Genomic DNA, 12,109 nt, shown 5'->3' on the forward strand with positions numbered 1-12,109 from the left:
CCGCCCGCCGAGGGCGACAACTACAGATCTTGGCAGGAAATTACCGGGACCAAGGCCTTCTCTCCTGACGTCTTCAGCCTCAAGAGCCGATAACGCAACAGGCCCACAAGGGGAGAAGGAAGAAAGACGCGTTTCAGGCGCTGCTGCCCTTGAGTCGTTCGTTGCGTCGGCGCAGGCCCTCCAGGGTGGCGAGGAGGATGACCGATACCGTTGTCAGAATCACCGCCGCTGCCGTGATGGTCGGACTGATGTTCTCGCGGATGCCGCTGAACATCTCGCGCGGCAGCGTGCGCTGCTCCGGGCCCGCCATGAACAGCACGATCACCACCTCGTCGAAGCTGGTCGCGAAGGCGAACAGCGCACCCGATGCCAGGCCGGGCAGGATCAGCGGCAGGATCACGCGGCGGAACGCATAAAGCGGCGAGGCGCCGAGTGAGGCGGCGGCGCGTGCCAGATTGGTGTCGAAGCTTTGCAGTGTCGCGCCGACGGTGATCACCACAAAGGGCGTCGCCAGCGCGGTGTGGGCCAGGATCAAGCCGAGATAACTGCCGGTCAGTCCGAGCGGCGCGAAGAAGAAATACAGGCCGACCGCGGTGATGACGCCGGGCACGACGACCGGCGACAGCACGAAAGCCAGCACGAGCGGTTTGAACCGGCTCTTCCACTGCGCCAGCCCCAGCGCGGCCAGCGTGCCAAGCACCATCGACAGCAGGGTCGAGGCGACGCCGATGATCATGCTGTTCTTCAGCGAATTCATCCAGCGCGGCGAATTGATGAAGTCGTCGTACCAGCGCAAGGAGAGGCCCGGCAGCGGATAGGTGAGGTACGAGCCCGAGCTGAAGGACAGCGGCATGATCGCAAGGATCGGCGCGATCAGGAAGATGAACACCAGCGTGGAGATGACGATGGTCGCGGTCCACGCGATGCGCTGGCTGGGCGTGCGGAGGGAAGAATGATCGCTCAATTCTTCATTCCTCCCGTGACCTGCTGTCCCTGCACCAGCTTGCCGTAGACGAGAGCGAGCAAAAGAGTGGCGAGCAGCAGCACCGCGCCCAACGCCGAAGCAAGGCCCCAATTGGCCGTCTCCGTCGTGTAGAGCGCGATGAAGTAGCTGATCATCTGATCGGCGGCGCCGCCGACGAGGGCCGGCGTGATGTAGTAGCCGAGCGCCAGGATGAAGACGAGCAGGCTTCCCGCGCCGATGCCGGGCAGGGTCTGAGGCAGGTAGATCCGCAGGAAGGCAGTGGTCGGTGGCGCGCCGAGCGAGGCGGCGGCACGCATGTAAGCAGGCGAGATCGCCTTCATGCTGCTGTACAGCGGCAGGATCATGAACGGCAGGAGCACGTGGGTCATGGCCACGCAGACACCGAAGCGGTTGTAGATCAGGCGCAACGGCTCGTCGATGATGCCAAGCCAGTGCAGGCTGTCGTTCACGACGCCCTTGCTCTGCAGCAAGACGATCCAGGCGCAGGTGCGGACCAGAAGCGACGTCCAGAACGGCAGCAGGACGAAGATCATCAGCAGGTTCGACCGGCCGGGCGGCAGCGCCGCCAGCAAATAGGCGACCGGGAAGCCGAGGATCAGGCAGAGTGCCGTGACGCCCAGGCTGATGATGAAGGTTCGGGTAAATACGTTGCGGTAGATCGCCTGGTCTGGTGCGGCCGCGACGATCGCACCATCGACATTCCGCGTCAGGTCGAGCGCCGCCAGCAGATAGAAGCCGGTCACCGGGCCACTGGCGTCCTTGATCGTCGTCCAGGTCGCTCGTTCGCGCCAGGCCGGGTTGATCTTTTCCAGTGTCTCCCTGGCGGTGCCGGGCTCCGGCGCCGCCTTCAGATTGCGTGAAGTGCTGGTCAGGATCGTACGAAAACCGTTCAGTGCGTAGTTGAGGCGCTTGGCCGCGACGGCGATGGTGCCGGAAGCGCGCGCCGCCAGGATGTCGCTTGCCACCGCTGCAAAGGCCTTTTCGTCCGGCAGGTCCTTGCCGTCCCAAGTGGCGAGAGCCGCGATGGTTTGAGGCAGAACCTGACGCACCTCCCTGTCATCGACGGCGCGCCACAGCATGCCGGCGATCGGGCCTGCGAAGGTGAAGAGCAGGAAGACGAGAAGCGGCAGCACCAGCGCCAATGCCTTGACCTGGCGTGTCCGCTCCGCACGCCTCAATCGGCGCTTGAGCGGCACCTCGGTCGACGCATTGGCGCCGGTCAAGAGCGCATCCGTCATTGGTCGAGCCTTGGATCGAGTCTTGCGGGGCGCGCTATTTCGCGGCCCATTTGTTGAAGCGTTCGGTCAGGCGGTCGATGTTCTCGAGCCAGAAGCCAACGTTGATCTCGACCGCGTTCTTGATGTTGTCAGGCGCTGTCGGCAGGTCCTTCAGAACGGCGGGCGCGAGCAGGGCGGCTGCGTCCTTGTTCGAGGTGCCATAGGCAATGTTCTGCGACAACTTTGACTGGTTCTCCGCCTTGCCCGCGAAGTCGAGGAACTTGTAGGCCGCGTCCTTGTTCGGGCTGCCCTTCAGGATGACCCAGCTGTCGAGGGTGAAGAGCGCTCCGTCCCATACGATGCCAAAATTCTTCTTGTCGTTCTTGTTCGCGGTGTCGATGCGGCCATTGTAGACCGAGGTCATCGCCACCTCGCCGGAGGCGAGCAATTGCGGCGGCTGGGCGCCGGCCTTCCACCAGACGATGTCGCCCTTGATGGTGTCCAGCTTCTTGAACGCGCGCTCGACGCCCTCGTCGGTCGCCAGCACCTTGTAGACGTCCTTCGGTGCGACGCCGTCGGCCATGAGGGCGATCTCCAGCGTGGTCTTCGGGCCCTGACGCAAGGCGCGCTTGCCCGGGATCTTTTTGGTGTCGAAGAAGTCGGCCCAGCCGTTCGGGGCCTGCTTCAGCTTGTCCTTGTCGTAGCCGAGAACGAAATCGTAGAGGATGGCACCGACGCCGCAGGGATTGACCGACGGCGGTATGTAGGCGGCCTCGCCGCCGATCTTGGAGTAATCCATCTTCTCGAACAGGCCTTCCTCGCAGCCGACCGCGAGTTCGTCGCTCTCGACCTGGACGAGATCCCAGCTGGTGGCACCACCCTGCACCTTGGCGCGCAACACGCCGACGCCGCCGTCCCAGGACTCGTCGTTCATCGCAACGCCGGCTGCTTTCTTGAACGGCTCGAAATAGACCTTCTTCTGGGCATCCTGATAGGCGCCGCCCCACGACACGACGGTGAGGTCACGCGCCTGCGCGACCGTGGCCAGCGCGGCGCTGGCGCTGAACGCCACGGCGAACCCCAGAGCAATCTTGCCAGTCTTGCGCTTCAGCATGGTCTTGTTCCTTCTTCATGTGCGTTGCGTTGAGGTTGATCGATGTTGGTCCGGATCAGACGGGATCGAGGGCCAGGCAGTCCTCGGGACGGAAGGTGATGAATACGCTTTCACCAGGTTTGAGGTTGCCATGTCTCTTTTCGTCATGCGCCCCCGGCTGAAGCTTGACCATGAACTCCCCATTGCCGACGACATCGAGCACGGCCAGTGCGTGGTCGCCGAGATAGATGGTGTTCTGCACCTTGGCCGGCAGTCGGTTCGGTCCCTCGCTGGAGGTGCCGTCCGGGATGATGGCGATCCGCTCCGGCCGCACCGACAGGGAGGTCGATGCGCCCGCGCCCGATACATTGACTGCCCGTGCGGTCACGGCGCCGCCACCAGCCAGCGTGACGCGGCAATAGTCCTTCTCGATCGTCTCGACGGTGCCGGCCAGCACGTTGTTCTCACCGATGAAGTGAGCGACGAAACTGTTCACCGGATGCTCATACAGCGCGTCGGGCCTGTCGATCTGCTGCACGATGCCGTCGTTGAACACGGCGATGCGATCCGACATGGTGAGCGCTTCGCTCTGATCGTGGGTGACGTAGACGACGGTGATGCCCATCGTCTCGTGCAGCTGCTTGATCTCCAGTTGCATCTGCTCCCGCAGGCGCTTGTCGAGGGCGCCCAGAGGCTCGTCCATCAGCACGAGCTGCGGATTGAAAACCAGCGCGCGGGCCAGCGCCACGCGCTGCTGCTGACCGCCGGACAGCTGCCCGGGCCGCCGGTGCGCCAGGGTTTCCATCTTGATCATGCGCAACGCCGCGCTGACGCGCTCCTGCGCCTCGGCCTTGGTCGTGTTGCGAACGGATAGCGGGAAGGCGATGTTCTCCGCGATCGTCAGGTGCGGGAACAAGGCGTAGTTCTGGAACACCATGCCGATGTCGCGCTTATGCGGCGGCACGTTCTTGATCGGCCGTTCCGCGAGGTAGATTTCGCCATGGGTCGGAACCTCGAAGCCGGCCAGCATCATCAGCGTGGTCGTCTTGCCCGAGCCCGACGGACCGAGCAGGGTGACGAACTCGCCCTTCCTGATTTCGAGATCGAGGTTCTTCACCACGAGGTGCTCGCCATCGTAGGTCTTCTGAATGCCGGAAAAGCGCACCAGCGCCGGCGCAGGCGTGACCATGCCGGCTTCCATGTTGTCCTCGCGTTGTCCCTGCAGTGCTGTCGGCACCTCGTTCGAGGTTGCGGGAAACAGCTTAGCATCCTCCGACGAGAACGCCAGCGGCGCAAGCGAGGCGCGCGGGTCCGGCGAGTGAAGACGCGCTACATCCCCGACAGCTTCGTCACGTAGACGTTCAGCGAGCCGCCGGCTTCCGCGACGATGCGCAGCGTCTTGGAATCGAAGGCGATGTCGGCGAGGGTCAGGCTGTCGATCTTGGCGTCGACCTTGAGGCCGTCCTCGCTCTTCTGGTAGTCGGCGATCGCGGCCGCGATCTTCTCGCGCGCATTGGCGGCGATCGGCTTCAGATCGAGCGTCGCTTTCTGCACCAATGCCTGCTGCATCTGCGGCACCACCGCGCGTGCGGCCGCGCCGAGCAGGCCGAAGGCGGCCTCGGACTCCACCGCGAGCTGGATGTCGGCGAGCCGCAGCGTCTGCTGCGCCTGGTCGAGCATCGGCCGGCCCCAGATGTGCACGGTCGCTTCGGCGCCGAGACCGAGCCAGCTCTTCTTCTCCTTGGCACGCACCAGCAGCGAGATCAGGAGACGATCGCCCGACGGGACCACGTTGACGCTTTTCACGGTGACGTCGACCGGGCCGGAGCCGTCCTCGGGATAGGTGTGGCCGACCATCTGCGCCGCGATCAGCTTGTTGATCTCGGTGAAGGGCACGTCGATCGGCACGCCGATGTTCACGCCGGTGCCGGTCGGCGGCACGATCGAGATCTTGTCGGGGAAGGGACAGTCCGGCTTGGTCGACGTCGAGGTCACGCGCGTCTCCAGCTCGAGGCCGAGCAGCAACGTCACGTTCTGCGCGTCGACGCGCGGCTGCGCCGCGATGGCACGGGTCGGTTTCATCTCGAGCCAGAGCGGCGGCAGCGCGCCCGAGGAACCCGAGCCCTGCAGCGGGATCGAGCGGCAGGCCTTGGCCCATTGCAGCTTCGCATTCTCGCGCAGCGATGGATCGTTGCGGATGCGCTCGGAGACGATGTTGATCTGCTCGCCGACATTCTTGTCGATCAGCGGCTTCACCTGCGCCGGCACGTTGACCTTGGCGCCGGAGACATTGAGGTTGGTGTCGCCGAGATTGACCTGGGCGCCGAGATTGGGCTCGAGATGCCAGTTGGCCGCGAGCTTCGGGCGCGAGGTGACGACCACGTTGCCCTTGATCTCGGCGCTGGCGTTCAAATTCTTGATGTTGACCGCGCCGATCCGTTTCGCTGCGTCGCCGCCGAGCACGCTGCCGAGCGCGTCGCCGAGCGCGCCGGTGGCTTTCGACGACAGCGAGCCCGTCACGTTGAGCTTGCCATTGAGCGGCGTCGAGATCGTCAGCACGTCCTTGTCGCCGGTAGCCGCCATCGGCCCGCGCACGGCGGACCAGCCGATGTCGGCATTCTCCAGGATCTGCGAGATTGGATTATCGGCCTTGCCGGCGAAATTGCGCGGCGCGGCCTTCTCGGCCTGTTCGCGGATCGCCGATAGCGCGATCGCAACCGGCGCCACCACGATCGAGCTCTTCGCGACCGGCGGCAGCGGTGGCAATTGCACGACCGGCGGCGCAGTCATCGTCGCGCGCGGTGACAGCCAGTCCATCGCCTTCAGGCTGACGAAAAACGACGCCGCGAGCACCGCCACGGCGATCAAGACAGTCTTCAAGTTCAGCGTCAGTCGCATCAATCCCCCAAGCCACCCAGGGCCGGAAGTCTACAGGGCAGGCGAGGGGGGCGCTAGAGCGCACCGGTGGGGTGGAATTGGGGCGAACAGATTAACGGTTGCGGCAGCATCGGTGCCGCGCATCCGTCATCGCGCACCTAGCCGCGCCTCGGGCGGCGAACCGCCCTCACATTGCCGCGATCGCCGCCGCCGCAGAAGAAGCGGTCGCCGCCGTCGGACTCCAATCCTGAAACCATCGTCCCGGCGGGCAGGTCGAGCTGCTCCAGCACCTTGCCGGTCTCAGGATCGATCCGGCGCAAATCACTTTCCTCGCCCTCCCAGGTGCCATGCCAGAGCTCGCCGTCGACCCAGGTGACGCCGGTCACGAAGCGCTTGCTTTCGATGGTGCGGAGGATCTTCCCCGTTTCCGGATCGACCTGATGGATCTTGCGCTCGCGATACTGGCCGACCCACAGCGAGCCCTCCGCCCAGGCCAATCCGGAATCGCCGCCGCCGCCCGGAGCCGGAATCGTGCTGATCACCTTGCCGGTGGCGGCGTCGATCTTCTGGATGCGATCCTCGGCGATCTGGAACAGGTGCCGGCCGTCGAACGCCGTCCCCGCATGCGCGGAGACATCGATCGAGCGTGCGATCTTGCCGTTGGCCGGATCGACCGCATTCAGCTTGTCGCCGGATGCGAACCAGACATGGGTGCCGTCATAGGTGACGCCATGCACGGCCTCGACACCTGCAAAAGGTCCGTATTCCCTGACGATCTCGGCGGCGGAACGCTTCATGTGCTTGATCCCTGTGATGCGATCCATCCTACCCCCTCAGGAGCGGTCCGGGGAGTAACAAGCCTGTCGGGAAACCCGGGACGGGCGGGGTCATCCAGCGCCGTGCCCGGCCGTGTCCGAACGATTGCACCTTGTTCGACCGCGCCAGCTCTTCGAGGGCCCGCTGCAAGGTGCGGGCGCTCGTCCCCAGTGCCAGCGCGAGCGCCGAGCTCGACCAGGGCTCGCCGTCGTTGAGGAAGGCGAGCACCGCGGCGTGCTTCTCCTCGACGGGACGTGCGAGCACGAGGACGTCGCGCGTCTTCCGCGGCGACAGCACAAAACCCTGCTTCGTTGCGCTGATGTCGGCCAGCGGCCTGAGCTGGGTGCGGAGCCGCCCGATCTCCACGCGCAACCGCGCGCGATGCGATTCGTCGGCGTGCTTCGCCCGGAACGCGCCTGATATCAGCGCCTCTCGCGAGACGTCCGCGGGCCATGCCTGCGCCAGAAGGCGGGCGAGCGCGAACAGCACCGGCCGCGTTCCGAGCGATACGATGCGGCCTTGCCTGCGCAGGGCATGATGAAAGGTGTCCACGACGAGCGCCGTCGAGGTCGCCAGCCTCTCGACCTCCCCGAGCAACAACGGGTGTTCGCTGCCGCGCGCGATCAGGCGCGCCGCCGGCGTGTCGAGGATGAGGTTCGCGCTGTCGACCTCGGCCACCAGCGCCGGGATCTTCGCCTGCCGCGCTGCGAGAGCCGCGCGGTTGAGCGCCGCGCGCGCATCTTTCGCTCTCAATCGTCTGATGGCGATACCGGCGACCACGAGCTCGCGGACGACTTGCGAGGCAGGCGGGAGCGGGGAGGGGATGAGTTCGGTGAGCGTGCGCTCGGCTTCGTCGAGCTGCCCGACGAGGAGGAGGCGGCGCGCCTCGATGTGGCCCGCATGGGCTGCATTGGCGAGATCGCCGTGCTGTTCGAGCGTCGCGCGGGCCGCCGCGAGCGTTTTCACCGGCCAGCTCAGGTCGCGCGAGACGAGCGCGATCTCCGCTTCGGCCACCACGCATCTCGCGCGCGCCACCGCCTCTCTTGGACCGAACGCGCGCGCGGCGCTCCGCAGCAGCGTCTTCGCTTTCGCGAGATCGCCGAGTTGCGCCATCGCGATGCCGCGCAGCGCCAGCGACGGCGCATCGTTGCGCAGCGCAACGCGGTTCAACGCGCCGAGCGGATCGCCGGCCTCCAACGCGCGCGCGGCGGCCGTGATCAGCGACTCCATTCAAATCCCGCCACACTTGTTACTCCCACCGCGCAACCGCTTGGTGCCAGAAATCGTTGACGACCGACAATGTGCGGTGAGGGTCGAGCGGTTCCGCGTCTGTCGTAGCGCGACGCGGAATGACCGCCCGGACAAGAGGAATGGAGAGCCATGATGACATCAGCAGACAACGCAGGAACTAACGGACAGGCCGCCATGCAAACACCGCCGGTGGTGTCGCCGCAGGACTGGGAGGCCGCCCGTCAGCAACTGCTCGTGAAGGAAAAGGCGCATACCCGTGCCCGCGACGCCCTCGCCGCCGAGCGCCGGCGCATGCCGTGGATGGACGTCACCAAAACCTATGCGTTCGAGGGGCCCGGCGGCAAGATCAGTCTGGTGGATCTGTTCCAGGGCCGGCGGCAGCTGGTCGTCTACCGGGCCTTCTTCGAGCCGGGCGTGTTCGGCTGGCCCGATCATGCCTGCCGTGGCTGCTCGATGGTGGCCGACCAGGTCGCCCATGTCTCGCACCTGAACGCCCGCGACACCACGCTCGTGTTCGCCTCGCGCGCGCCGCAGGCCGACATCATCAGGCTGAAGCAGCGGATGGGCTGGACCATGCCCTGGGTCACCGTCACCGACAGTTTCGACGCCGATTTCGGCGTGGACGAATGGCACGGCACCAACGTGTTCTACCGCGACGGCGACCGCATCTTCCGCACCTACTTCGTCAAGAGCCGCGGCGACGAGCAGATGGGCGGCACCTGGAACTATCTCGACATCACGCCCCTCGGCCGGCAGGAGGTCTGGGAGGACTCGCCAAAGGGCTATCCGCAGACGCCGACCTACAAATGGTGGAACTGGCACGACAGCTACACGGACGGCGCTGCGCCCGACAAGAAATGGGTGGAGATCTCGACAGCCGGCGAGAAGGCTTTTCGCGAGGAGGCCGCGGAAGGCCGTGACTAGTCCCGCCAACGTGGCCACCGGCGCGAGAGGCGATGGCGTGGTGGCCGCACGCCACCTCGCCAGATGGCTGGCTCTGGCGGCGACGCCGACCTTCGCGATCATGGCCGTGCTGACGGCCGTGCCCGGCGGCGGCCCGGCGGACATGCTGTGTGCCGCCGGGCACGGGGCGGTGCTCGGCGGGATGGTGCCGATGTATCTGCTGATGAGCGCGTTTCATTCAGCGGCGTGGCTGAGGCTGATCGCGGAGCGGCGGCGGTAAAGTGTTTCCGCCGGTGTAAACGCCTCGTCCTTCGAGACGCCGCGTTCCGCGGCTCCGCAGGATGAGGCTTACGATAAATCTCTGTCCTGCTACTGCCCGCCCGCCGCCTGCAGATAAGCAACCACCTTGGCCGCGTCCTCCGCGGAGACGCCGCCATATGGCTGCATCTTGTTGCCGGACACGACCTCATCCGGCTTGACCATGAAGCGGGTCAGCTTGTCCGGATCCCAGACGAAGCCGGCGTCCTTCATCGACGGAGAGTAGTTGTAGTTCGGCAGCGAGCCGGCCTTGCGTCCCACGATCTTGCTGAGATTGGGACCGAGGCGATTGTCGCCGTCCTTTACGGAGTGGCAGGTGCGACAGGAATTGTTGAAAGCCTGCTGAGCCGCCTCGTCGCTCGCCGGCTGCTGGGCGAGCGAAGGGGGCGCAGACAGGAGCAGCGTCAATGCGCCGGCAGTTGCGATCGGGCGCAGCCATGTGCCTGGCGACATTTGCAGGCGTGATCGCATCTGCGCCTCCGAACTGTGCTTCTCCAAGCGAGGTCGTCCGGAGAGCATGATGCCAACGAAAACGGCCCCGGTGGGTTCCGGGGCCGTTTGCGTCACAATGTCCTGCCGCGTTAGCGCGTCGCGGCGCCGAGGTCCGCGCGGCGTTCCGTCATCGGCAGCACGATCACCTTGGTGCCGACGTTGACGCGGGAGTAGAGGTCGGTGACGTCGTTGTTGGTCAGGCGGATGCAGCCGGACGAGACGTGCTTGCCGATCGTGTCGGGCGCGTTGGTGCCGTGGATGCGGTAGATGGTGCCGCCGAGATACATGGCGCGCGCGCCGAGCGGGTTGCCGGGGCCGCCGGCCATGTGGCGCGGCAGATAGGGCTGGCGGGCGATCATTTCCGGCGGCGGGGTCCAATCCGGCCACTCGGCCTTCTTGGTCACTGACTGCACGCCGGACCAGGTGAAGCCGTCGCGGCCGACGCCGATGCCGTAGCGAACGGCCTGGCCGTTGCCGAGCACGTAATAGAGATAGGTGTTGGGCGTATCGATGATGATGGTGCCCGGCGCCTCGCGCGTCGCGTAGGAAACCGTCTGGCGGCGGAAGCGGGCCGGCATCTCGACCGCGTCCTGATCCTCGGACGGCGCGACCTGGTAAGGCGTCGCCTGATAGGGCTGCTGGTAGGGCTGCGGCGCGGCCATCGGCGGCAGCGGCTGGAAGAAGGGGAAGAGTTGCACGGGCGCAGCCTTCGCCGGACCGGCAAATGCGATTGCGGAGATCGCGACGGCGCTGAGCGCAACGGCGCGCGAATACGTCTTGAACGTGTCCAGATTGATCATTGATCGCCCCTGTTTGATCGGTGTTTCTTGACCACCGCGGCACCGTTGCGGTGCTCCGTTGCCCAGATCACTAACGGCAAAACGTTTCGGGAGCTTTGCGCGGAAAATCGAAAACGGTTTCATGGCGGAAAGGATTTGTTTCATGACGGTTTCGTGGCGGCGCGGACCCGTTAACCAACAAAACAGCGGGCCGACACTTCTGTGACGTCACACGCCTGAAATATCCGTGGTTGATGGTCCTAAGCCGAGAATCATCAAACTCTCGGGATTTCCCCATGCGGGTATTAATCGCGACTGACGCCTGGCATCCGCAGGTTAACGGTGTGGTCCGGACGCTGACCTCGTTGGCGAACGCGGCCAAGGCGCTCGACGTCGAGATCGACTTCCTCACCCCGGACGGCTTTCGGTCCTGGCCGCTGCCGACCTATCCGGGCCTGCGCATCGCGCTGCCGAGCGGAAAGGAGATCGCGCGGCGGATCGAGAAGGCGGCGCCGGAAGCGTTGCACATCGCGACCGAGGGGCCGATCGGCTGGGCCGCGCGGGCCTATTGCCGCCGCAACCGCCTTGCCTTCACCACCTCCTACACGACGCGCTTTCCCGAATACGTCTCGGTGCGGACCGGTATCCCCGATGCCGTCGGCTATGCCGTGCTCCGCCACTTCCACGATGCCGCCGCGATGACCATGGTGGCGACGCCTTCGCTGCGGCAGGAGCTTTCCGAGCGCGGCTTCAAGCGGCTCGGCTTCTGGACGCGCGGCGTCAATACCGAGCTGTTCCATCCCGACACCCCGGCCAAGCTCGATTTGCCGGGCCCGATCTTCATGACCATGGGCCGCGTCGCGGTGGAGAAGAATCTCGAAGCGTTCCTCTCGCTCGATTTGCCCGGCACCAAGGTCGTCGTCGGCGACGGTCCGCAGAAGGCGGCGCTCGAGAAGAAATATCCGGACGTGGTCTTCCTCGGCGAGAAGAAGGGCGCGGACCTCACCGCGCATCTCGCCGCGGCCGATGTCTTCGTCTTCCCCAGTCTCACCGACACATTCGGTGTGGTGCAGCTCGAGGCGCTCGCCTGCGGCACGCCGGTGGCGGCGTTTCCGGTAACGGGTCCCAAGGACGTCATCGCCGATCATCCGATCGGCGCGATCGACCATGATCTGCGTACCGCGTGCCTCCGCGCGCTCACCATGTCGCGCGAGACCTGCCGTAACTTCGCGCTCGAGCGCTCCTGGGAAAACAGCGCGCGTCAGTTCGTCGGAAATCTCACCTCACTTCAGCCCAGCCGCATCCTGCGCGCCTCGCCGGTCATGGCGCGGCGGCCGGTGCGCGGTTGATCTGCAACGTTTGACCCACAGCGAGAACC

General features: G+C 65.6%; 12 protein-coding genes. 3 read left to right on the forward strand and 9 right to left on the reverse strand.

Annotated features, from left to right (window positions below; all coding sequences use genetic code 11):
• Positions 1–133: 133 nt before the first annotated feature.
• From OWC48_RS42495 to OWC48_RS42525, 7 genes are all read right to left on the reverse strand, one after another.
• Positions 134–964, reverse strand: a complete 831-nt coding sequence (locus OWC48_RS42495) for an ABC transporter permease (RefSeq protein WP_282525351.1) — start codon at positions 962–964, stop codon at positions 134–136.
• Positions 961–2,223 (reverse strand): ABC transporter permease, encoded by a 1,263-nt coding sequence (locus OWC48_RS42500; protein WP_282525352.1) that lies wholly within the window; start codon positions 2,221–2,223, stop codon positions 961–963. The genes OWC48_RS42495 and OWC48_RS42500 overlap by 4 nt, the downstream gene beginning before the upstream one ends.
• A gap of 34 nt (positions 2,224–2,257) precedes the next feature.
• The gene (locus tag OWC48_RS42505) at positions 2,258–3,316 is read right to left on the reverse strand and encodes an ABC transporter substrate-binding protein (RefSeq protein WP_282525353.1); all 1,059 of its coding nucleotides are present in this window, start codon (positions 3,314–3,316) and stop codon (positions 2,258–2,260) included.
• 55 nt (positions 3,317–3,371) lie between these two features.
• On the reverse strand, positions 3,372–4,496 hold the full coding sequence (locus OWC48_RS42510; protein ID WP_282525354.1) for an ABC transporter ATP-binding protein: 1,125 nt from the start codon (positions 4,494–4,496) through the stop codon (positions 3,372–3,374).
• Between the two features lie 128 nt (positions 4,497–4,624).
• Complete coding sequence (locus tag OWC48_RS42515) at positions 4,625–6,193, reverse strand: DUF4403 family protein (RefSeq protein WP_282525355.1); 1,569 nt, start codon at positions 6,191–6,193, stop codon at positions 4,625–4,627.
• A gap of 137 nt (positions 6,194–6,330) precedes the next feature.
• Positions 6,331–6,969, reverse strand: coding sequence for a PQQ-binding-like beta-propeller repeat protein (locus OWC48_RS42520; RefSeq protein WP_282525356.1), 639 nt, complete (start codon positions 6,967–6,969; stop codon positions 6,331–6,333).
• A 28-nt stretch (positions 6,970–6,997) separates the two neighbouring features.
• The gene (locus OWC48_RS42525; RefSeq protein ID WP_282525357.1) at positions 6,998–8,218 is read right to left on the reverse strand and encodes a helix-turn-helix domain-containing protein; all 1,221 of its coding nucleotides are present in this window, start codon (positions 8,216–8,218) and stop codon (positions 6,998–7,000) included.
• 150 nt (positions 8,219–8,368) lie between these two features.
• Here OWC48_RS42525 and OWC48_RS42530 point away from each other — a divergent pair, with 150 nt between their 5' ends.
• Together OWC48_RS42530 and OWC48_RS42535 are read left to right on the forward strand one after the other, a co-directional pair.
• A complete protein-coding gene (locus OWC48_RS42530; protein ID WP_282525358.1) occupies positions 8,369–9,163 on the forward strand; it encodes a DUF899 domain-containing protein in 795 nt (264 codons plus the stop codon).
• The gene (locus OWC48_RS42535; RefSeq protein ID WP_282525359.1) at positions 9,156–9,422 is read left to right on the forward strand and encodes a hypothetical protein; all 267 of its coding nucleotides are present in this window, start codon (positions 9,156–9,158) and stop codon (positions 9,420–9,422) included. Before OWC48_RS42530 ends, OWC48_RS42535 begins: the two co-directional genes overlap by 8 nt.
• Before the next feature lie 89 nt (positions 9,423–9,511).
• On the opposite strand, the gene OWC48_RS42540 is transcribed toward OWC48_RS42535, so the two are convergent.
• Both OWC48_RS42540 and OWC48_RS42545 read right to left on the reverse strand, forming a co-directional pair.
• A complete protein-coding gene (locus tag OWC48_RS42540) occupies positions 9,512–9,931 on the reverse strand; it encodes a cytochrome c family protein (RefSeq protein WP_282525360.1) in 420 nt (139 codons plus the stop codon).
• 110 nt (positions 9,932–10,041) lie between these two features.
• Positions 10,042–10,752 (reverse strand): L,D-transpeptidase, encoded by a 711-nt coding sequence (locus tag OWC48_RS42545; protein WP_282525361.1) that lies wholly within the window; start codon positions 10,750–10,752, stop codon positions 10,042–10,044.
• Between the two features lie 275 nt (positions 10,753–11,027).
• On the opposite strand from OWC48_RS42545, the gene OWC48_RS42550 reads away from it, so the two are divergent.
• The gene (locus OWC48_RS42550; RefSeq protein ID WP_282525362.1) at positions 11,028–12,080 is read left to right on the forward strand and encodes a glycosyltransferase family 1 protein; all 1,053 of its coding nucleotides are present in this window, start codon (positions 11,028–11,030) and stop codon (positions 12,078–12,080) included.
• The last annotated feature ends 29 nt before the right edge of the window (positions 12,081–12,109 follow it).

Source organism: Bradyrhizobium sp. Arg816 (assembly GCF_029989365.1).
In the GTDB taxonomy this organism is placed as follows: domain Bacteria; phylum Pseudomonadota; class Alphaproteobacteria; order Rhizobiales; family Xanthobacteraceae; genus Bradyrhizobium.